The 18,662-nt window shown below is 63.6% G+C and carries 18 protein-coding genes and 1 pseudogene; 12 read left to right on the top strand and 7 right to left on the bottom strand.

Features of this window, described 5'->3' with window-relative positions:
- The first annotated feature begins 53 nt into the window (after window positions 1–53).
- From AC1Q5S_RS09870 to AC1Q5S_RS09880, 3 genes are all read left to right on the top strand, one after another.
- Window positions 54–983, top strand: coding sequence for a LysR family transcriptional regulator (locus AC1Q5S_RS09870; protein WP_492238763.1), 930 nt, complete (start codon window positions 54–56; stop codon window positions 981–983).
- Window positions 984–1,155: 172 nt separating this feature from the next.
- A protein-coding gene (locus AC1Q5S_RS09875; RefSeq protein WP_492238764.1) for an IS5 family transposase occupies window positions 1,156–1,967 on the top strand; the annotation gives its coding sequence in 2 pieces (ribosomal slippage) (window positions 1,156–1,486 and window positions 1,486–1,967; 813 coding nt in all).
- Between the two features lie 144 nt (window positions 1,968–2,111).
- Entirely contained in the window at window positions 2,112–3,800 is a 1,689-nt protein-coding gene (locus AC1Q5S_RS09880) for an IS1634 family transposase (protein WP_492238765.1), read from the top strand.
- A 73-nt stretch (window positions 3,801–3,873) separates the two neighbouring features.
- On the opposite strand, the gene AC1Q5S_RS09885 is transcribed toward AC1Q5S_RS09880, so the two are convergent.
- The gene (locus AC1Q5S_RS09885; RefSeq protein WP_492238766.1) at window positions 3,874–4,707 is read right to left on the bottom strand and encodes an ATP-binding protein; all 834 of its coding nucleotides are present in this window, start codon (window positions 4,705–4,707) and stop codon (window positions 3,874–3,876) included.
- A gap of 418 nt (window positions 4,708–5,125) precedes the next feature.
- Here AC1Q5S_RS09885 and AC1Q5S_RS09890 point away from each other — a divergent pair.
- Window positions 5,126–5,857, top strand: a pseudogene (locus AC1Q5S_RS09890) (IS110 family RNA-guided transposase); the annotation flags it as partial.
- Between the two features lie 173 nt (window positions 5,858–6,030).
- Here the strand turns inward: AC1Q5S_RS09890 and AC1Q5S_RS09895 are convergent.
- The 3 genes from AC1Q5S_RS09895 to hypF all read right to left on the bottom strand — a co-directional run bounded on the left by AC1Q5S_RS09895 (window position 6,031) and on the right by hypF (window position 9,840).
- Window positions 6,031–7,053 carry a hypothetical protein gene (locus AC1Q5S_RS09895; protein WP_492238767.1) on the bottom strand — a complete coding sequence of 341 codons (1,023 nt, stop codon included), beginning with the start codon at window positions 7,051–7,053 and terminating at the stop codon, window positions 6,031–6,033.
- 144 nt (window positions 7,054–7,197) lie between these two features.
- Window positions 7,198–7,479 carry a HypC/HybG/HupF family hydrogenase formation chaperone gene (locus tag AC1Q5S_RS09900; RefSeq protein WP_492238768.1) on the bottom strand — a complete coding sequence of 94 codons (282 nt, stop codon included), beginning with the start codon at window positions 7,477–7,479 and terminating at the stop codon, window positions 7,198–7,200.
- A gap of 18 nt (window positions 7,480–7,497) precedes the next feature.
- Window positions 7,498–9,840, bottom strand: a complete 2,343-nt coding sequence (gene hypF, locus AC1Q5S_RS09905) for a carbamoyltransferase HypF (protein WP_492238769.1) — start codon at window positions 9,838–9,840, stop codon at window positions 7,498–7,500.
- Window positions 9,841–9,996: 156 nt separating this feature from the next.
- Here hypF and AC1Q5S_RS09910 point away from each other — a divergent pair, with 156 nt between their 5' ends.
- Window positions 9,997–10,416: a MerR family transcriptional regulator gene (locus tag AC1Q5S_RS09910; protein WP_492238770.1), complete on the top strand. Its 420-nt coding sequence runs from the start codon at window positions 9,997–9,999 to the stop codon at window positions 10,414–10,416.
- Here the strand turns inward: AC1Q5S_RS09910 and AC1Q5S_RS09915 are convergent.
- The 3 genes from AC1Q5S_RS09915 to AC1Q5S_RS09925 are packed head-to-tail and all read right to left on the bottom strand — an operon-like array spanning window position 10,413 to window position 13,846.
- The gene (locus tag AC1Q5S_RS09915) at window positions 10,413–11,225 is read right to left on the bottom strand and encodes an ABC transporter permease (RefSeq protein ID WP_492238771.1); all 813 of its coding nucleotides are present in this window, start codon (window positions 11,223–11,225) and stop codon (window positions 10,413–10,415) included. The genes AC1Q5S_RS09910 and AC1Q5S_RS09915 overlap by 4 nt on opposite strands.
- Window positions 11,222–12,193: an ABC transporter permease gene (locus tag AC1Q5S_RS09920; protein WP_492238772.1), complete on the bottom strand. Its 972-nt coding sequence runs from the start codon at window positions 12,191–12,193 to the stop codon at window positions 11,222–11,224. Before AC1Q5S_RS09920 ends, AC1Q5S_RS09915 begins: the two co-directional genes overlap by 4 nt.
- Window positions 12,194–12,202: 9 nt before the next feature.
- Window positions 12,203–13,846 carry an ABC transporter substrate-binding protein gene (locus tag AC1Q5S_RS09925; RefSeq protein ID WP_492238773.1) on the bottom strand — a complete coding sequence of 548 codons (1,644 nt, stop codon included), beginning with the start codon at window positions 13,844–13,846 and terminating at the stop codon, window positions 12,203–12,205.
- Between the two features lie 110 nt (window positions 13,847–13,956).
- On the opposite strand from AC1Q5S_RS09925, the gene AC1Q5S_RS09930 reads away from it, so the two are divergent.
- From AC1Q5S_RS09930 to AC1Q5S_RS09960, 7 genes are read left to right on the top strand one after another with little or no spacing between them, the layout of a single operon-like run.
- The gene (locus AC1Q5S_RS09930; RefSeq protein ID WP_492238774.1) at window positions 13,957–15,207 is read left to right on the top strand and encodes an NADH-quinone oxidoreductase subunit B family protein; all 1,251 of its coding nucleotides are present in this window, start codon (window positions 13,957–13,959) and stop codon (window positions 15,205–15,207) included.
- Window positions 15,204–15,500 carry a hypothetical protein gene (locus tag AC1Q5S_RS09935; protein WP_492238775.1) on the top strand — a complete coding sequence of 99 codons (297 nt, stop codon included), beginning with the start codon at window positions 15,204–15,206 and terminating at the stop codon, window positions 15,498–15,500. Before AC1Q5S_RS09930 ends, AC1Q5S_RS09935 begins: the two co-directional genes overlap by 4 nt.
- A gap of 15 nt (window positions 15,501–15,515) precedes the next feature.
- Window positions 15,516–15,845 (top strand): hypothetical protein, encoded by a 330-nt coding sequence (locus AC1Q5S_RS09940; RefSeq protein WP_492238776.1) that lies wholly within the window; start codon window positions 15,516–15,518, stop codon window positions 15,843–15,845.
- 11 nt (window positions 15,846–15,856) lie between these two features.
- Window positions 15,857–16,144 carry a hypothetical protein gene (locus AC1Q5S_RS09945; protein ID WP_492238777.1) on the top strand — a complete coding sequence of 96 codons (288 nt, stop codon included), beginning with the start codon at window positions 15,857–15,859 and terminating at the stop codon, window positions 16,142–16,144.
- Between the two features lies 1 nt (window position 16,145).
- Window positions 16,146–16,466 (top strand): hypothetical protein, encoded by a 321-nt coding sequence (locus tag AC1Q5S_RS09950; protein ID WP_492238778.1) that lies wholly within the window; start codon window positions 16,146–16,148, stop codon window positions 16,464–16,466.
- The gene (locus AC1Q5S_RS09955) at window positions 16,463–16,735 is read left to right on the top strand and encodes a hypothetical protein (RefSeq protein WP_492238779.1); all 273 of its coding nucleotides are present in this window, start codon (window positions 16,463–16,465) and stop codon (window positions 16,733–16,735) included. Before AC1Q5S_RS09950 ends, AC1Q5S_RS09955 begins: the two co-directional genes overlap by 4 nt.
- Before the next feature lie 45 nt (window positions 16,736–16,780).
- Window positions 16,781–18,658, top strand: a complete 1,878-nt coding sequence (locus AC1Q5S_RS09960; RefSeq protein ID WP_492238780.1) for a nickel-dependent hydrogenase large subunit — start codon at window positions 16,781–16,783, stop codon at window positions 18,656–18,658.
- Window positions 18,659–18,662: the final 4 nt, after the last annotated feature.

Genomic DNA, 18,662 nt, shown 5'->3' on the forward strand with positions numbered 1-18,662 from the left:
CAAATAAGGTAAAGTCAAATAAATTTCTCTTTTGAGTAAGTTTTTTCTTAATCATGAACATCACATTCCGCCAGTTGCGGGTGTTCGCCGAGGTGGCGCGCCGGGGCAGCGTTCTGCGCGCCGCGGAGGCGCTGCACCTCACGCCGCCTGCGGTGTCGATGTCGATCAAGGAGATCGAGACGCAGGTGGGTTTGCCGCTGTTCGACCGCGCCGGACGCCAGCTCTCGCTGTCCACCGCCGGCGAATACTTCGTTGTCTACGCTCGGCGTCTGCTCGGTACGCTCAAGGAGGCCGAGGACGCGATGGCGCGCTTGAAGGGCGTCGAATCGGGTGTGCTGACGATCGGCATGGTCAGCGCAGCCAAATATTTCCTGCCACAGCTACTGGCGCAGTTCCATGCCGAGCACCCCAGCGTCGAGGTGCGGCTGCGCCTGGGTAATCGCGAGCAGTTGGTGGCGCTGATGCAAGCCAACGAGGTGGACATGTCGGTGATGGGCAGGGCGCCCAAGGAATGGCCCAACCGTGCCGAGCCCTTCGCGATGCATCCGCACGTGCTCGTGACTGCGCCGAGTCATCCCTTCGCGCAGAGCGAAGGCGTGCCTGCCGCCGCGCTGGCGCGTGAGGGCTTCATCGTGCGCGAGCCAGGCTCGGGGACGCGCGCGGCGCTGGAGGAGTACCTGGCTGCTCACCATCTCGAGCCGATGTTCATCATGGAAATTTCAAGCGACGAGGCCATCAAGCAGGCGGTGATCGCCGGCTTGGGCGTGAGCCTGGTGTCGCTGCATACCATTGGGCTCGAGTGGCAAAACGGCTTGATTGCCGCGCCGCATGTGGAGGGCCTGCCGCTGATGCGGCGCTGGCACTTGGTGAGCGCCGCGGCCAAGATGCTGTCGCCGGCGGCCGAGGCCTTTCGCTATTTCATGCTTGAGCGCGCCGAAGCGCATCTGGCGGCGATGTTCGGCGGGGAGACAGCACTGGGATGAAACTCGTCGGGGCAAGCACAATAGGGCGCTTTGCACATCCGTTCCGGCGAGTTCCGAGAAGGCTGCTGGGAGCACCCGTGCGGGGGCGCCCAGCCGGGCTCGCCCACAATGCATTAAGAGCGGCTAACAAAACGATGTCATCGCCAATCGCGCCAGAGGCGTTTGACGAGGCATGGCAAAAAACAAAAACAAAGAAGTCAGCGCGGCGCTATGGAAAAAGCTCAAGCCGTTGCTGCCCGTGGTGCAGCGTTCACCCAAAGGGGGAAGGCCGCGGCTGGACGATGAACTTGCCCTCAATGGCATCCTGTTCGTGCTGCGCACCGGTATCCCGTGGGAAGAGCTCCCGCAGGAACTGGGCTTTGGCAGCGGCATGACCTGCTGGCGCAGGCTGCGTGACTGGCAGGCTGCGGGGGTGTGGCATCGCCTGCACCGGGTATTGCTGGCCGAGCTGCGTGGTGCCGACCAGCTCGATCTCAGCCGTGTCAGCCTGGATGGAGCCAGCGTGCCCAGCCCCCGGGGGGCCCGCACACAGGCCCCAACCCCACGGACCGGGGCAAGCTCGGCAGCAAGCGCCACCTCGTCACGGACCGCCAGGGCATCCCGCTGATGTTCTGCGTCACCGGGGCCAACCGCCACGATTCGGTGGTCTTCGAAGAGTTGGTCGATGCGCTGCCGGCCGTCGGCGGCAAGCGGGGCAGGCCCCTGCGCTGGCCTGAGAAGCTGCATGCCGACAAGGGCTACGACTATCCGCGCTGCCGCGCGCATCTCAGACGCCGGGGCATCCAGGATCGCATCGCCCGCAAAGGCATCGAGCGCAATGACAGGCTCGGGCGTCACCGCTGGGTGGTCGAGCGCACGCATGCGTGGCTGGCCGCCTTCGGCAAGCTGCGCATCCGGTTTGAGCGTCGCATCGATACTCATCTGGCCTTGCTGTCTCTGGCATGTTGCGTCATCTGTATTCGCACATTGCACACGTTTTGTTAGCCGCTCTAAGGGCCGCTGTGCTCAAGCCGCCCTAGCCCGACTTTCGCAAGCTTCTGGTCGTCTTGCAGGGGCGGCAAGGCGAAACGTGGCGCGGATGTTGGATTTCTCTTGATTCTTGGGCGCGAAGATGCTACATGAAAGAACATGCATATCTTCGAACGAGAAGTCAACGGCCATCGCTACCGTATTGCCGCGCAGTCGGTGTGGGACGCGGAGCGGGGCCGTTGCGTCGCACGCCAATTCGTGCTGGGACCGGCCGAGCCGCCGCGAGTGGCGGATCTGAGCGCGACCCAGACGGTGGGCACGCGCGGGGTCGGCGACGTCGGAGCCTTGATCTGGGTGGCCGAGCAGCTGGACTTGGTCGGGCAGATTGATCGCGCGTGCGCAGGGGTCGGCGCCAAGGACGGCCCGTCGGTGGGCGAGTTGGCGGTCGCTGTGGCGATTCAGCGTGTGTGTGCGCCGGGACCCAAGTGCGAGCTGGGCGAGTTTCTTGACGCGAGTCTGCCGCGCCTGTCGTGTTTGCCGGGGTCCGGGTTCACCGGCCAGGCCTTTCATCGCGTCGCGCAGCAGGTGACCGATGAGCAGTTGGAGCAGGCTCAGGTGGCCATCGCGAACGCCGCGGTGGCCCGCTTCGAGCTGTCCGCCGACGTGCTCGCGTTCGATACGACGAACTTCGATACCCACATCGACACGCAGACGCCCAGCGAGCTGGCCCGGCGCGGCCACGCCAAGAGCAAGAGAAGCGACCTGCGTGTCGTCGGGCTGGGCGTCCTGGTCAGCGAGACGGGGCATGTGCCGTTGCTGTATCGGACGTATCCCGGCAACGGCTCGGACCAAGGCGTGCTCGCGGCCTGCCTGGGTGGGTTGGCGCAGCTGCACGAGGCACTCGACAGTGGTGAGGGCCGCCAGCGGCCCGCGCAGCGGACGGTGGTACGAGACGGCGGGTTCTGGAGCCCGCAACTGGAACTCGATCTCGATGCCGCCGGCTACTACAGCCTCATCTCGTTGCCGTTGGGACACAAGGCCGCAGAGGAGGCGCTGCAGATGGCAGCGCAGCGCGGCGCGATGAAGCCGCTGTCGGGCAAGCTCAGCGACGTGCGGGCGGCGCGAGTTCGGACCACCGTGGGCGAGTTGTACCGCACGCTCGTCGTGGTGGAGAGCCAGGAGTTGCTGGCGGGCCAGAAACGCGGGATCGCGGTGACGCTGGGCAAAGCGAAGGTGGAACTGAGCACGCTGCAGGGGTTGATCGAAAAGGGCTGCATCACGCGCAGCCGGCTGGAGCTGCGGGTCAAGAAGGCGCTCGCTCGGGAACACCTGTCGAGCTTCGTCGTGACCACCATCGCCGGAAGCGAAGCGCACCCGACCTTGCATTGGAACGTCGATGCCACGTTGCGCCGCGAACTGGAGAGAACGCGGCTGGGCCGGCGGGTGCTGTGTACGGATCGGCACAACTGGAGCACCGGGCGAATCGTTTACGCCTTCCGAGGTCAGTGGAACGTCGAGGAGCTGTTGCGCAGGGCCAAGAAAGGCGGCGTGGTTCCCTGGGGACCGTCACACCAGTGGGCCGATGGATCGTTGCGTCTGCATACCTTCGCGACCGTGCTTGGCCTGATGCTCGTGAGCTTGGCGCGGATGGCGCTGAGGACCGACGCATCGGCGCGCCGGATGATGGAAGGACTGGCCGAGATCAAGGTGACGCTGGTGAAGACGAAGACCGGGGCAGCGGGACGACGGCCAACGGCGATGCTGGCGCCGGACCTCACGACCGAGCAGCGCCGCGCGGTGAAGGTCTTCGAGCTGCAGAGGTGGGCACCAATATTGTTTCATGTATGACATCCGAGCCCATTCAGTCATGATTTACGGGCCAAGAGCCGCCGATCCGGCGCCTTGCTTTGCGAAAGTAGGGCTAGGGACGTAGCCGGGCCGAAAGGTTGGCCTCTTGAGGGACAGCCATTGCAGGGGTTGCAGCGAAGCGCTTGAGTTTGCCCGCTATCGCGCGAATCGCCTGCACACCTGGACTGCTGGGCGCGTAGTCTATCGGCGCTGCCCCGTGACGTTCGGCTTCGGCGAACAGCGGCTCATCGGGCACGGCGCCAATCTGCGTCATCTCGTGTTTGCGGCAGAACTCATCGATCGCTGCCTGGTCCTCTTTGTTCTTGACCTTGTTGGCCACAGCGTAAAGGTGCGGGATCTTCAACTCCCTTGCCAGCACAAAAGTACGGGCTGCTGCCTCCATCGACCGAAAATATGGTTCTGTCACCACCAGCATCACATCCACGTTGCGCGCTGTGCCGCGTTTCAAATGCTCGAGCCCCGCCTCCATGTCGGTGATGGTGTATTCGCCATAGCCACTCATCTCCGCAATCAGACCACGCACAGCGCGGTGCGATGCGCACATGCAACCGCTGCCGGCGCTGCCGTCCGCCGGCTTTCCCATCAGGATCAACTCGATGCCTTCCGGCGCAGCGGCAGCGTATTTCCCAATCAACTCCTGATGCGACACCGTCATGTACAACTTGCGGCTGCCATCGCTTTCTTCCCTGAAATCCACCACGCTGGACGGAATGTTGGTGATCTTGTCAGCCTCCTCGCTTGGCATTCCGAGCGTCAGCGCCAGGTTCGGGTTGGGGTCTCCGTCAATGGCAAGGACTTTGCACCCTTCTTCAGCCAGTATGCGGGCAAGCGTGCCAGCCAGAGTAGTTTTGCCAGACCCCCCTTTGCCTACAGTTGCAATTTTCAATTGGCGACTCCTGCTTGCGGACGGCTTGCCCCGCAACCGATCTAGCAAGGCTGCGGAGGTTCAGCAGCGAGGTATCGGTGGCAAGGATCGAAAGTTATTCTACGCTTGACGCAACGTCCTGCATACTCCGAGTCTTGTCCACCGAGGTATGAGCGTAGTAATCGGCCCACTGCCGCAAATCGCGCCGAAGAAACACGGCGTGCCTTCGTTCTGACAAAGTGGGAAGCGGCGCCGCTGAAGACCGATCAGGCAATGGTGCGTAATGCCCGCGTGTGAGCGTCGTCCTGCGTGACGTCATCGACATTGGTGAATCGGCTTGGCGGTTCGCAGCCGCTGGGCCGATATCCCGTTTAAGAGAGTGAGCAAGACGAATTACTCCATGGGGCGCCATCTTCCCAACCGAATGATGAAGCAAGCCATGGCCCAATGCAATCGAAGCGTCAGCCTCAAGCCCGGCAAGTCCCGGGCAGCCCTGACGATCACCCACGCTAACGCCGCCGGCATCGACATCGGAAGCGCCTCCCACTTTGTGGCCGTGCCGCCGGACCGAGACGACGTGCCGGTGCGCGAGTTTCCCAGCTTCACGGTCGACCTCAACGCCATCGCCGACTGGCTCAAGGCCTGCGGGGTCGACACCGTCGCCATGGAATCCACCGGCGTGTACTGGATTCCCTTGTTCGAGCTGCTGGAGTCGCGCGGCTTCACGGTGCTGCTGGTCAACGCGCGCCACGTGAAGAACGTCTCCGGGCGCAAGTCCGACGTGCTGGACTGCCAATGGTTGCGGCGGCTCATGACCTACGGCCTGCTCAGCGGGGCGTTTCGCCCAGCCGACCAGGTGTGCGTGCTGCGCTCGCTGTGGCGCCAGCGTGCAATGCTGCTGCGCAGCCAGGGCCGCCATGTCCAGCACATGCAGAAGGCCTTGACCCAGATGAACGTTCAGCTCGCCAATGTCATCTCCGACGTGGTCGGCGAGACGGGCCAGAAGATCCTGCGCGCCATCGTGGCCGGCGAGCGGGACGGCCAGGTGCTGGGCTCGATGAAGAACGCGCGCATCCGCGCCAGCGTCGATGAAATCGCCAAAAGTCTGCAAGGCAACTGGCGGGCCGAACACCTGTTCGCGCTCAAGCAGGCGCTGAGCGCGTTCGATTTCATCGGCACGGGGTAATTGTGCTTTTCGTGCGGATTGATACGGTTGCTACGGAAATTCGTCGAAAAATCAACAACTTGCAGAAGGGCAGCGGCTGCATAACTCGGTTTCTTCCAAGCCCTTGATACCAAAGAGATTTTATGGTCGAGGCGCACCTTTCTACATTGAAAGTACGATCACCCCGAATCCGAGTTGTTCCTCAGGTAGCCGAGCAGTTCAACTGTGAGCTTGCGGATCAAAGGGGCGGCCAGCCTGCGTGCCACCCCTGGTCTTCCCAGAACATGAAGCATTGCCTCGAGGCGACGCCTGGCCTGTGCGGCCCGACCGTGCCACAGCCGCCACTTCAGGCCACCAGCGAGTTCCGACAATCGGTCATGGTCAACCGGTTTGAGCTGGCTGGCCGTCGCCTTGCTGTGCACGACGGCGTTGAGCTTGCTGACGCGTCGTCGCAGGTGGTACCAGTCCAGTATGTGAGTGGCCCGGGGCAAAGTCTTCAGTTGCCACTGGCGCAGCTGGGTGTCGCCATCGGTGAACACCTCCATCGATTTGTCGTTTCTGCCGAAGGCAGAAAGCACGCCTCGCACCCGCTCTCGCGAATGCTCATCGACGATTCGAACGAACGCCAGGCTGCGCTGACCGACGCCGGCGCGCATGGCCCGGCCAGCGACGACTTCAAAGGATTTCTCTTGGTCGGGGTGGCACAGCCGCAGGTAACCGCTGTCCAGGCCGACGGTGGTGGTAGCTGGCGCGCCCTTCGGATCCGGCGTCGCGGGCTGAACTTCCAGCCCTTGCGCATCCAGGCGACGACCAACGCTCAGCGTGTGCTGTCGAACTGTGCTCGGAGCGTTGGACCCGGCCACCGGCAACAGCAGCCCGAGAAGTTCGGCCGACTTCGCATAAAGGATCGTAGCGGCCAGCCGGCTCTGCACGAACTCCAGTTCCGCCGAGATCCAGCGCCGGCCACGATGGTCGACGATTACCGCGCCGCCGGCCGCGCACCTGCAGCGACGCCATCGCGGCACGCGAACTCGAACGTTGCCGAACAGGCTGCTGTAATGGACGTCGTGGTAGTCCTTGACGGCGCGCCTCGAACCGCACTGCTCGCACCGGCGCTCTTTGGCCACCATCATCTCGACCTGCCGCGTCACGATTTGGGTCTGCAACCGCACGAGCATCGCCTTGCCATCGGCAAGGCTCAAGCCCAGAGTCGCAATGGTGGGTTAAGCGTCCACGGCCAGCGTGAGGAGTGGCTGTGGCCCGGACTCGGGCATGTCGTCACAAACAACAAGGCTGAGTTTGATCTGCATGGCCAACCTCCGGGAGAGCACGGGAGCCCCATTCTTCTACTTGTCCTGCCGTCGGATGTTAGTGGCCACCGACCCCACCAAATCGAACGCTCTCTGGAGCAACTGCAGGGTTTTGGCGGCCTCCGCCTCGTCGATGCGGCTGATGGCAAAGCCCACGTGGATCAGCACCCAGTCTCCAATGCAGGACTCCACCGGGTGCTGCTCGTCCACGATGCACGAGATATTGACCTCCCGTTTCGCACCGCTGACGTTGACGAGCGCGAGCCCGTTTGCCGCATTGGTGATCGTGACGATCTGGGCGGGAACGCAAACGCACATATTGGTCGGCCCTCTTGCTTACAGCTGCATGGCCCGGGTGGCCGCCACCACTGCCTGACCGAGCGACAGGCCGCCACCATTTGTAGGAACGCGAGAATGAGAATAGATTGTCAGCCCTTGAGCCTCCAGACGCGTAATAACTCCGCGAAGCAGAATATCATTCTCAAAAACGCTCCCCGATAAGGCGATTCGGTTCTGCCACGGGTTGCCATGGTGTTGCGCCAATCGGCCCACCATCGCCACGATCGCCTGGATAAGGCCGTTATGAAAGCGTGCCGCCATCTGCCCTGCGGCCACGCCCTGTGCGGCGTCATGGAGCAGGGCGGGCCACATAGGTTTCGTTTCAATCCATGCCAGGCCCGAGTCATCCACCTGTCCTACCGTCAAGGAGTAACTCTCGTCGCGCCGTAGCGCTTCTTGATCGGTGCACGCTTCCAGTTCGATGGCTGCCTGTCCTTCGTAACTCCCCCCGCTGCGCGCACCCACGAGCGACGACACCGCGTCGAACAGGCGCCCGCAGGAACTGGTGAGCGGGCTGTTGACGCCGGCGCGGATCATGGCATCGAGTTCCGGCAAGGGTTTGGCCTGCAGCGCGCGGAAGAATTCCAGGCCGGCGTATTCGCGATGCAACTCATGCCAGTCGAAATGCTGGATCAGGTAAGCGTAGGCCATGCGCCACGGCTCGCGGATGGCCTGGACGCCGCCGGGGATCGGGACCGGCCTGAACGCCGCCAGGCGCCGACTGTTACGGTAATCCGCCAGCACAAATTCTCCTCCCCAGAGTGTGCCGTCGCTGCCGTAGCCAAGCCCGCCCAGCGCCACCCCCAGCACCGGCGGCGCCTCGAGCGGGACCCCGTTTTCGGCGATGCAGGCCGCGATGTGGGCATGGTGATGCTGCACCTCAACCAGGGCGACGTTCTTCGCGGCCGCCCATTCGCGGCCCAGTTTGCCGGACAGGTATTCGGGATGCAGATCAACCGCGAGCACCGCTGGCGTGTGGTCGAACAGCCTCAGGTACTGCGCCAGCGTGTCACGGTAGGCGGCCCAGGCCCGTGCGTTTTCCAGGTCCCCCAGATGGTGGGACAGGATAGCCTGGCCCTCCCGTAACAGGCAGAAAGCATTTTTCAGTTCCCCACCCAGCGCCAGCACCGGCGGCACCGCCTCAAAACCGGGGGGAAGCGGCAACGTAGCCGGCGCAAGGCCGCGGGCCCGCCGCAGCCAACGGGGCTTGCCATCGGGTACGCGCAACACCGAATCGTCCACCCGGTTGACGATATCGCGGTTGTGCAGCAGCAGAAAATCGGCGATGGTGCCCAGTTGCTTACGTGCCTCCGCGTTGTCGATGCACTGCGGTTCATCCGACAGGTTGCCGCTGGTGAGCACGATGGGCGCGTCCATCCCTTGCAACAGCAGGTGGTGCAATGGTGTGTATGGCAGCATGAAACCGTATGCCTGCTGCCCCGGGGCAATCGAAGTTGCCAATTTTTCGGACCCAGTGGCCGGGAGCAGCAGAATCGGCGCCACCGGGCTTTGCAGCAGGGCCCGCTCACAGAGTGAGGGACTGCAGTAGCGTTCGATCACGCCCAAGTCGCGGGCCATCAGTGCGAATGGCTTCTCATTGCGATGTTTGCGCGCACGCAGGCGGGCCACTGCCGCCTCACTGGTGGCGTCGCAGGCCAGATGAAAACCGCCCAGCCCCTTGATCGCCACGATGTGACCTGCCAGGAGCAGCATGCGGGCCTGCTCGACCGACTCGGGGCCAGTGGAAACTTCTGCCGGCGGCATGTCGCCGCATCGCTCGAGCGACACCTGCGGCCCGCAGGCCGGACAGGCGTTGGGCTGCGCATGGAATCGCCGGTCGCGTGGATCGTGATATTCGCTCGTGCAGGCTGGACACATCGGAAATGCGTCCATGCTGGTATTGCGCCGGTCGTAGGGGACGGCGCGCAGAATTGAAAAGCGCGGTCCGCAGTGGGTGCAGTTGGTAAACGGGTAGCGGTAGCGCCGGTTGGCTGGATCAAAGATCTCCGCGAGGCAGAGGGCGCAGGTGGCAGCGTCGGGAGTTACACCGGTGCGCGCCATTCCGGCCTGGCTGTCGATGATGTGAAAACCGGGGGCCGGTACTTCGGAGCTGGGTTCGCGTTCGATCCGGTCAATTCGCGACAGCGGCGGTGGCGCGCTCTGCAGGGCGTGCACGAAATCATCCACCCGCTCCCGTTTTCCGGCAACCACAATGCAAACCCCGGCTGCGTCGTTGCGGACCGTGCCGCGAAGTCCTCGTTCGCTGGCCAGGAGAAAGACCCACGGACGCAACCCAACGCCCTGTACGATGCCTGACACGCGAATTCGTTCGGTCCACATGGCAACAGGTTCCGTTAGCGTTCCTGGCAGCGTCAAAGTTGCTCCTCTGATAATTGTGCCGGATTCTTATGCCCTTCGCGGAACCACCCGGCATGAACATCTTTCATGCTATTGTATGAACCATGAAATGATTCAACGACCCTTGGGAGCGCTGCCATGGCGCAAAATGGGATCCGCATCGGCCAACTGGCCAAGATGCTCGACACCACCACCAAGACGCTGCGGTTTTACGAAGGTATAGGGTTGCTCGATCCACCCCTGCGCAGCGCGTCGGCCTACCGGCTGTACGACGATCCCGCAGTGGCCAAAGCACGATTGGTAATCGACCTGCGACGTCTCGGGCTGACCACCCACGAGCTGCAGGAGCTGCTAAGCGAAGACCACCAGATAACGCGGCGCCAACGCCTGCTAGCCCTGATGGACGAGAAACTGCGAGAGATGTATCTCCAATTGAGTATCTTGCAAGGCCGCTGCGATGATCTGTCGGCACGCCACGAGGCGCTGCTGGCAACCCCGCGTGACCGCCCGCCAGAGTGCATCTGCGACGCCCTGTTTCGCCCTTGCACCTGTCGCTAATCCGGTGCTTTCTCGCCAGAGTCCCGGGTCATGGACAAAAGGGTGAGGCCGACCGAGGCAAGGGCCAGCACCAAGCCCGGAAACAGCGCCAGCCACCAGGCGCGCAGCCCGTGGGATTGCCCGGTCTGTACAAGCAGCCCCCAACTCAGCCGGTTCGGATCGCCTGCGCCGAGGAAGCACAGCCCCGCCTCGATCAGCAGCGCACTGGAGAAGATCAGCGGCAAATGCGGCAGCGCCAGCGGCACCATGATCGGCACAAGGTGGCGTCTGGCCACCGACGCGGGGGTCGAGCCCAGCAGCGTCGCGGCTTCGATGAAGGGCGCGCTGCGCAGGGAGAGGGCTTCGGCGCGGACCTGGCGCGCCAGCGGAGCCCAGCCGGTCAACGTCAGGATGCAGGCCAGCTGCACCCAGCCCGGGCCCAGCCACGCGCTGGCCAGCAGCGCCAAAAAGAAGCGCGGCACGATCTGGCTCGTGTCCATGAGCCTGACGATCAGCCGATCCAGCGGACCGCTCGCAAGTCCGGCAGTCGCACCCAGCAGCACGCCCAGCAGCGCCGAGCCAAGCGCGACAAGCCCGCCCGACAACATCGAAGCGCGACCACCGTGGGCCAATGCCGCCATCATGTCGCGTCCCAGATCGTCGGTACCCAGCGGGTGGGCCCATGAGGGTGGCAGAAAAGGAGCGCCGCCTGGGGCACGCGCATCGCCCGGGAATAACAGCGGCGCGAGTAGAACAACCGCCAACGGCAGTGCGAGGAATAGGGCCCCGACCAGTTGTTGCGCGCCGCGCTCACTGGGGTTGCGCGTCATGGGCCGTGGTCCGGTGCAATGCGGGGATCGAGCCACGCCTGGACGACGTCGGCCAGCACGCTGGTCAGGATCACCGTCGCGGTGATCAGGCCGAACACGCCCAGCAGTACCGGATGATCGCGGTTGAGAATGGCCGCGGACAGCAGCCGGCCGATGCCTGGCCACGCGTACAGGGTTTCCACGAGGACCGCGCCGGTGAACAACATGCCCACGCGGTTGAGTGCCGCCGTCGCGATCTGGGGGCTGACATTGCGGGCCAGATGACCCCACAAAATGATGGAGTCGGGGATGCCACGCGCCTGTGCCGCCCGCACATAACCCTTGACGATTTCCAGTCGTGCCTTTGCGAACACGATCGTCGCGAAGAATCCCGTCTGTTGCACCACCAGCGTCAGAACTGGCAGCACGGCGTGCCAGGCGATGTCGACGGTTGCCGGCCAGCCGGTCGCGTCGAGCCGCGGGTCGCTTAGACCAGCCAGCGGAAACCATTGCAGTTCCAGCCCGAGGCCGAGCATCAGCAGTTGCCCAACCCAGAACACCGGCAAGGCATACGCGGCGGCGGCCGCTGCCGCGACCACCGCACCGCCGCGTGGCCGCGCCGCGGCCCACAGACCGAGTGCCCGCCCCGCGATAACCGCGATGACAAGCGCCCCGCCCATGAGCATTGCCGTGGGCAGCAGGCGTTCGCCGATCAGCGCGACGACCGGGCGGCGGAAATGGTAGGACATGCCCCAATCGCCCTGGCCCATGCGCGCGATGAACGACGCATACTGGAGCGCCATTGGACGATCCAGCGCGAAGCTGCGTGTGACCGCTTCCTGCGTTTCAGCCGTCGCAAAGTCACCGGCCAGAGCGGCCGCAGGTCCGCCCGGGGCCGACTGCACCAGCCCGAAGATCGCCGACTGGATCAGCAGCCAGGCCACCATGCCCGATGCCAACGCGCGAAACACCGTCGTGAAGGCTCGCATGGGAATGCGTCAGGGGCGAATCCAGGCCCGTTCAGCGACCTGTCCCGACCAGGGCCGGAATCCCTGGAACCGGGAACGCCAGGCCGAGGTCACCACCGTCTCCGCCAGCCACCAGTAAGGCAGGTCCGCAGCCACGATGCGCTGGATCGACGCGTAATGGCGCGCGCGTTCGTCGTAGTTGTCGCTCTGCGCGGCCTGAACGAACAGGCGGTCGACCTCCGGATTGCGGTAGCCCGCCGCGTTCGAGAACGGCACGCTGCCGATGTTGTCAGAGACGTACATCCGCCGCACGCCCGAGTCCGGATCGGCACCATTGCAGTAGGAAATGATGTTGGTGTCGAACGCGCGTTTGCTGAATACGGCTTCGACGAAGGAGGCGCGATCCAGCGGCTTCTGAATGACGCGGATGCCAACTTTGGCCAGGCTTAGCCGCATCACTTCACCGACGCGGTTGAAGGTCGGAAAATGCAGCACATCGAGAGTCAGCCGAACGCCATCCGGCCCCGGCTTCAGCCCGGCAGCGTCAAGCAGCTCGACCGCTCGCTGGGGGGCCAGCGGATAGCGGTCCAGCGTCCCGCTGGCATGCGCCCAAGGCAAGCCCGAGGAGATGGGCGCGGTCGGGACCTTGCCCAGACCAAACTGGACATCGCGCAAAATCTGTTCGCGGTCGATGGCGAGCGCGATGGCCTGCCGCACCCGCAGGTCGGCGAGGCCAGGGCGGTCGAGATTGAAACTCAGCGTCGTGATGCAGTTGCCGCCGCCGGTACCGAACGCAGTCTGCGCCGTGACCAGGTCGTTGCGCGCGCGCAGGCGCTCGACATCGGGCGGGTTGACCGAGCCGAGGTAGTCGGCCTCGCCCGACAGCAGCGCCAGCGTCTGTGCGTTGCTGTCGGGGATGATGCGCAGTACCAGGCGGTCCAGGTGCGGCAGCCCGGGCTTGAAGTAGCTCGGATTGCGCGTCAGCACGATCTGCTGGTCGGTGCGGTACGAGTCAAACTTGAAAGGGCCCGTGCCCACTGGCTTGAGATTGACCGGGTTGGTCAGCGGGTCGCTGCCCTGGTACAGGTGTTTGGGCAGGATTGCGGCTTCGGTCACGTTGAGCAATTGCAGCAGCGCGCCATAGGGCTTGCGCAGCCGGAATACCACGGTGTCCGGTGCTGGTGTTTCGATCGCCGCGAGCACACCGCCCAGACCCGCCTTGGTGCGTGCGTGGTGCTTAAGCAGCACCTCCTCGAACGTGTACTTGACATCGGCGGAACTGAGCGGTGTACCGTCATGCCAGCGCACGCCCGGCGCAAGATGGAAGGTGTAGACGGTGCCGCCATTGCTGATTGTCCAGCGCTGTGCGAGATCAGGCTGGGGCCGCAGATCGCTATCCAGTTCCACCAATGCGTTGTAGACCGAATCAGCGGCCGCGTGCACATGCGAGCCGGTTGAAATGGCTGGATTCAGATGGCCTGGGTCGGCAGGCAGCGCGATCACGGCGACACCGCCACGGGTGGGTGTTTGTTGCGCCGCACAAAGACCCGAGAGGCTCAGGAGCAGGATCATCAGTAGCCGGATCATGTGGTGCTCCTTTTCTGCTTGCGCGGAATGATTGACTGTGCACCCTCCGAACGGTTCGCGCCAGCGGCGCACGCCGTCGCCGTTCACGGGACGCCGCTGCAAGGCGGCGTTGGCAGCACGGCAATTATTTCTTGACTTTCACCTGGGAGCAAGGTTCATTATTGAATGGGGTTGTCTATAGGCGGAAGGACATAGTCATGAACATGTCAGCAGGCTCGGCGCTTAGCAACGCCCACACACCCGCGTTCGGGCTCGAGCCCGGCCCGATTACCGAAGTCCACGCCTTCTGGCTTGCAGGCATGAGTTGCGACGGTTGCTCGATCGCCACGCTGGGCGCACAGCATCCCAGTGTTGAGCAGTTAATTACCGGCGACATTCCTGGTCTTCCCAAGGTTATCCTGCATCACCCCGCGCTCGATGTTGATGCCGGCGAGGCGTTCATGAAGCCCTACCGTCAGGCCAAGGAAGGCAAGCTGGGCGCGCCTTACGTGGTCGTTTATGAGGGTTCGGTGGCGAACGAAAAGATCGCGGGGGCGCACAGCGGCTACTGGTCAGCCATGGGCGTCGACATCGCCTCCGACGGCAGCCTGCAGCCGATCCCCACCGCGCACTGGCTGCGCGATCTGGCGCCGGGTGCGGCTGCCACCATAGCCATCGGCACCTGCGCCAGCTGGGGCGGGGTTCCGGCGGCCGCGGGCAATGTCACTGGCGCGATGGGGGTGATGGACTATCTTGGCCAGGACTATCTCAGCGCGCTGGGGCTGCCCGTAATCAATGTGCCCGGCTGCTCGCCGGTGGGCGACAACTTCACCGAGACCGTGGCGACGGTATTGATGTTCCTCGCCGGCGTGGGACCGCTACCGGCGTTCGATGAGCTTGGACGGCCAGCCTGGATGTTCAAGGACACCGTGCACCGCGGTTGCGTGCGCGCCGGCAACTATGAGGAAGGCATATTTGCGAAGCGGTACGGCGACAGCGAGTGCCTGGTCGAACTGGGTTGCTGGGGGCCCGTGGTGCAGTGCAACATGGTGTCGCGTGGCGCCATCGGCCACGCGGGCGGCTGCATGAACACCGGGGGTATCTGTATCGGCTGCACCATGCCCGGATTTCCCGACGCGTTCGCGCCGTTTTACAAGGCGCCGCCCGGCAAGACTATTTCCGGCAACGCGAGCCGTATCGTGGGCAGCTTCATCCGTCCGCTGCGGCGGATCAGCCAGCGCAAGAGCAACCTCACCGCTCGCTGGACGAAGACGGGCTCCATCCCGAGCGGGTGGGGGCATGTCGCTGGACCCGGGTTGCTGATGCGGACCGCGCACTACTTCTACCGCAAGCTACAGTATTCGGGACAGTTCTCCCCCGCTTCGGCCCGCCAGCAGCAGCTTCAGGCGGAATCCCACTCGTACATCGGCGAGGCGAAGAAGAGAATCGAGCAAGAGGCAGGCCTATGAGCGCGCCAGAAATCTACCAATGGTGGACCATTTGGCTTGTCATTGCCGGGAGCATCGTGGTCGGGGCGGTGGCGCTGCTGATTACCATTCTATTGTTGGCGCGTCGCATCGCCACCTTGGCGGGGACTGCGCTGGCAGTGGTCGAGCAGATCGAGCAAAACACCAAGCCAATCTGGCAGCTCAATGCGACCAGCAAAGTGGCCAAGGACTTGCTGGACGGCGTCAAGGCCATTGAAAGCAATTCCGGGGTCATTGTTGGGGCCCTGGAGGCGGACCGACGCCGTGTCGCCTGAACTAGGAGATCACATATGAATGCCCTTCCCACGTCACCGGAACAGGCGGCTCAGTTCGTGTGGTGGGTTTCGCTGGCGCTTGGGTTGGTGGTGAGCTTGGTGGTGACCCTGCTGCTGTCGCTGATCCACCATATGGCGATCACGATCAATGGCCTCGTCGCGCGAATTTGGGATGTGGGTCAGCGGGTCGCCAACAATACAGTCCAGATCCCCGCGCTGTACAAAACCAGCGCACTGACAGGGGAAATCCTGGCCAGCGTCCTCGACATCAACGCCGAGGCCGCGGCCATCGAAGCCCGCGCCAACAGTTGCCCGGGTTGCCCGCAATTCATGTGCGAACGTTAGAAAGCTGAGCCATGGTCCTGCTCACCGTGCTGACTGCTACTTTGGTGCTGGCCTTCTTCGTCATGCTGGCCGCGGCGCTGGCGCACATCGGCACAGCGCTGCGGTCCATTGGTGGCACGCCCATCAGCTTTCTCGCCAAGCTGCGGCTGGGGCTGCGTGCCATCGAAAAGGAGACCAGCCATTTGACGCCGCAGGTGCTCGAGATCAACGCCGGCCTTTCCCAGGTTGCAGGCGGGCTCGGCTCAGTCGACAAACATCTGGTCGGCACGATCGAGGCGATGACGAGACAGGACACATGAGATGGACCAGAGCACAAGCCTGCCGGCGGTGGTTTATGCGATCTGGTGGATCGTCCTGGTCGTGGTTGTTCTGGTGATCGTGCCGCTCGCCGTTGTGCTGCTGCACCGGACGTTGCGTGCCGCGTGGTCGATCCGTCGCTACCTGCGCGAAATGCTGCAGGCCGGCGTGGGGATCACCGGCAACACCAACTCGATCAGCACGTTGCGCGAAACCGTCGGCGTGGCGGGGTCCATGGTGAGCACGGCCGGCAGCATCAAACAGCACACCGGCACCATCGCCGTGGTCTTGTCGGAGCGGGCGGCGCGGGGGAGAGCGTCATGACGGCATTGTTGTTGTACCTGACCCTCGCAGTCACGGCGCTGATCGTGCTGGTCCTCGTGGCCTACCTTGTCGGCATCATCGTCGCGCTGTGGGGCGCCGGGAACAGCCTGGCCCAACTTGCCGGCGGTCTCGTCGCGATCCGTGATAACACGCAACCTCTTGGGGACCATGTGCAGGCGATCAATGGCGGCCTGTCCACCTTGCTGAAGGGGTTGTTGGCGGTCAATGAGGACCTCGCTGCCATCGTCAGGGTCACCCAGGGAAAATAGCGTAGCGTCTGTCGAAATATTCAAATCCATCAGAAGGAAACAGACATGTGCTTCAAGAATCTGCCAATCGAGTTCGACGAACAAGGTCGTGCGCACCTGATTGAGGGGGTGGCCGATCCCTACGCCTACACCACCCAATCGCTGGACGAGCGGGACAGAAAACTGAAGGAGATCGCCGGCAAGGGCGGCCAGCTGCGCGATGTGGATTTCGATCCGGTGACCCGGGTGGCCGGCGCCCTGGCGTTCCATAGCACGGTGGACTTGAAGCAACGCAAGGTGCTCGACACCAGTTCCATGGCGACGCTGTTTCGCGGCTACGAAGTCATCCTGCGCGGCCGCGATCCGCGCGATGCGGCGTTCATCAGTTCGCGCGCCTGCGGCGTGTGTGGCGGAGTGCACTCGACCGCCTCGGCCTTGTCCGTGGAGATGGCGCTGGATATCAGGCCGCCGCCCATGGGCATCCTGATCCGCAACCTGCTCCTGAGCTGCGAGTACCTGTATGACAATCCGCTGCACCTGTTCGTGCTGGCAGGCCCCGATTTCTCGGAGGCCCTGGTGCGCGACACCAACCCCGAGGTGTGGGAGCAGGCCGTGGCCGCTCCGGCGAAGTATTCCCACATGCACGGCTATTCGACGATCGGCGCCATCATGACCGATCTGAACCCGCTGACCGGCAAGCTGTACCTGGAAGCGCTGGAGATGACGCGGGTGGCGCGCGAAGCCTATGTGCTTTTGGGCGGCAAATACCCACACCCCGAGACCATCATCCCGGGTGGCGTGGCCACGACGTTGACGCCGACCACGTTCAACGAGTTCTACGTGAAACTGGCCCCATTCTTCGATTACTGCAAGAAATGCATCGGTATCTGGGACGATGTTTACGACTTCATGTACACCTGCAACCCGGACTATTGGCGTTGCGGCGAGCTGCCCGCCACCATGCTTGACTTCGGACAGTGGGACCATGAGGACTACTACGATGCCAGCTATGCCAACTGCAACCAGTGGGGCGAGCACCGCTGGTCGACGCCCGGTGCCGTGGTGAATGGCAAGCTGGTGACGACCAGGCTGCAGGACCTCAATGTCGGCCTGGAAGAGTTCATCGAGCACTCGTACTACCAGCAATGGCACGACTATCCATTCAAGACCGACCCCTTGGGCGCGCCTTTGAGTCCTTACCATCCATGGAACAAGACCACCATCCCCCGGCCCGGGGCACAGAACTGGAAGGAACGCTACAGCTGGTCAACCACGCCCACCTGGGACCGCCGCACGTTCGAGGCAGGCGCCTACGCCCGGGTCTACATCTCGGCGCTGGCGCAGAAGCTGCCGCCCAGCCCGTACGTGGAATCCACCGGACACAGCCTCAAGCTCAATGTCCCCAAAGGCAGCAAGCTGCCGGCGATGATGCTGGAGTGGAAAGTGCCCGCAGTCTGGAACGCGTTCGAACGCAATCGTGCCCGCGCTTACGCAGTGGCATTCAACCTGATGGTCACCATGGAAAACTGGGTGCGGGCTATGGACCTGCAAAAGCGCGGTGAAACCCAGGTGCACACCCCGTTCGAGATCCCGCCCAATGGTCGCCATATCGGCGTAGGTTTCTGGGGGGCGGGCCGGGGGTTTCTGGCCCATTGGTGCGTGATCGAGGATGGTCTGCTGGCCAATTACCAGATATGCACCCCGTCCACGGTGAACGCCTGCCCGAAAACACCTTGGGGCGAATCGGGGGCGTATGAGCAGGCGGTGCTCAACACGGTGCTGGTGGAGTCCAGCTTCAAGGATGCCAGCGACTTCAAGGGCATTGATATCCTGCGCGCCATCCGCAGCTTCGACCCGTGCATGCCGTGTACCACGCATGTGATGGTTGAGGGCTCGGACCGTGTCATCACGCGGGAAGTCACCACCTGCGCCTGCGGAGTCTGAGCAG

The sequence above is a fragment of the Acidovorax sp. GW835-FHT14B10 genome, assembly GCF_058793725.1.

What these genes read in the sequence shown, in the direction of transcription:
- AC1Q5S_RS09945 (WP_492238777.1), top strand. Translation starts at nt 15,857, where the DNA reads ATGGTCCTGCTCACCGTGCTGACTGCTACTTTGGTGCTGGCCTTCTTC.
- AC1Q5S_RS09915 (WP_492238771.1), bottom strand. Translation starts at nt 11,225, where the DNA reads ATGACGCGCAACCCCAGTGAGCGCGGCGCGCAACAACTGGTCGGGGCC.
- AC1Q5S_RS09870 (WP_492238763.1), top strand. Translation starts at nt 54, where the DNA reads ATGAACATCACATTCCGCCAGTTGCGGGTGTTCGCCGAGGTGGCGCGC.
- AC1Q5S_RS09935 (WP_492238775.1), top strand. Translation starts at nt 15,204, where the DNA reads ATGAGCGCGCCAGAAATCTACCAATGGTGGACCATTTGGCTTGTCATT.
- AC1Q5S_RS09900 (WP_492238768.1), bottom strand. Translation starts at nt 7,479, where the DNA reads ATGTGCGTTTGCGTTCCCGCCCAGATCGTCACGATCACCAATGCGGCA.
- AC1Q5S_RS09910 (WP_492238770.1), top strand. Translation starts at nt 9,997, where the DNA reads ATGGCGCAAAATGGGATCCGCATCGGCCAACTGGCCAAGATGCTCGAC.
- AC1Q5S_RS09940 (WP_492238776.1), top strand. Translation starts at nt 15,516, where the DNA reads ATGAATGCCCTTCCCACGTCACCGGAACAGGCGGCTCAGTTCGTGTGG.
- AC1Q5S_RS09950 (WP_492238778.1), top strand. Translation starts at nt 16,146, where the DNA reads ATGGACCAGAGCACAAGCCTGCCGGCGGTGGTTTATGCGATCTGGTGG.
- AC1Q5S_RS09930 (WP_492238774.1), top strand. Translation starts at nt 13,957, where the DNA reads ATGAACATGTCAGCAGGCTCGGCGCTTAGCAACGCCCACACACCCGCG.
- AC1Q5S_RS09920 (WP_492238772.1), bottom strand. Translation starts at nt 12,193, where the DNA reads ATGCGAGCCTTCACGACGGTGTTTCGCGCGTTGGCATCGGGCATGGTG.
- hypF (WP_492238769.1), bottom strand. Translation starts at nt 9,840, where the DNA reads ATGTGGACCGAACGAATTCGCGTGTCAGGCATCGTACAGGGCGTTGGG.
- AC1Q5S_RS09880 (WP_492238765.1), top strand. Translation starts at nt 2,112, where the DNA reads ATGCATATCTTCGAACGAGAAGTCAACGGCCATCGCTACCGTATTGCC.
- AC1Q5S_RS09960 (WP_492238780.1), top strand. Translation starts at nt 16,781, where the DNA reads ATGTGCTTCAAGAATCTGCCAATCGAGTTCGACGAACAAGGTCGTGCG.
- AC1Q5S_RS09955 (WP_492238779.1), top strand. Translation starts at nt 16,463, where the DNA reads ATGACGGCATTGTTGTTGTACCTGACCCTCGCAGTCACGGCGCTGATC.